This is a genomic window from Janthinobacterium foliorum (genome assembly GCF_978021625.1).
The window spans coordinates 1-843 of sequence record NZ_CDXDQE010000043.1 but is presented as its reverse complement, the minus strand read 5'-3'; the positions used below and the strand labels follow the sequence as shown (position 1 = coordinate 843).

At 47.8% G+C, this 843-nt stretch carries 2 tRNA genes and 1 rRNA gene; all 3 read left to right on the top strand.

Annotated features, from left to right (window positions below):
• A 16S ribosomal RNA gene (locus ACZ92H_RS29385) occupies positions 1–219 on the top strand; the annotation flags it as partial.
• Between the two features lie 98 nt (positions 220–317).
• Positions 318–394 (top strand) — tRNA-Ile (locus ACZ92H_RS29380).
• 107 nt (positions 395–501) lie between these two features.
• Positions 502–577 (top strand) — tRNA-Ala (locus ACZ92H_RS29375).
• Positions 578–843 lie beyond the last annotated feature (266 nt).

The window sequence follows — 843 nt, the reverse complement described above, 5'->3', positions numbered from 1 at the left end:
ACTGCATGAAGTTGGAATCGCTAGTAATCGCGGATCAGCATGTCGCGGTGAATACGTTCCCGGGTCTTGTACACACCGCCCGTCACACCATGGGAGCGGGTTTTACCAGAAGTAGGTAGCTTAACCGCAAGGAGGGCGCTTACCACGGTAGGATTCGTGACTGGGGTGAAGTCGTAACAAGGTAGCCGTATCGGAAGGTGCGGCTGGATCACCTCCTTTCTAGAGTTTGCACGAAGCAGCAATGCTTCACGCTTCAAATGTTCACACTTATCGGCTGTTAGTCAAAGAAGAAACAGTAGTCGTAGTAGCACCGCGTTGGGGCTGTAGCTCAGCTGGTTAGAGCACCGTGTTGATAACGCGGGGGTCGTTGGTTCGAGTCCAACCAGCCCTACCAGTAAAAGCGTCAAACGAAAGTACAAACCTACTTTCGTTTGGTTGATAGCTAAAAACCACTGGCAAAGCCAGATGATTTTTAGAAGTAAAAGCCACGCAAGACCCATAGGGGGATTAGCTCAGCTGGGAGAGCACCTGCTTTGCAAGCAGGGGGTCGTCGGTTCGATCCCGTCATCCTCCACCAAAGTTTTACCCGAAAGTGCAAACGTAAGCCGGTCAACAAGACTGTGGTTTAGGTTTGATCTTTTAGCGATCAAAGCTGTTTCGTTCTTTAACAATCTGGAAGAAGTAAAGATTATTTATTGATCGGTTTGCCGTAAAAGGTAAATCGATGGGTAATGATTGTATGTATCAACAAACAAGCAACAACGTTGTACTTTCTTATCCCTGTAGCGCTCTTTGCTCACTTCGGTGAACAGAGGCTAACGTTATAGGGACAAGCGAATAAGT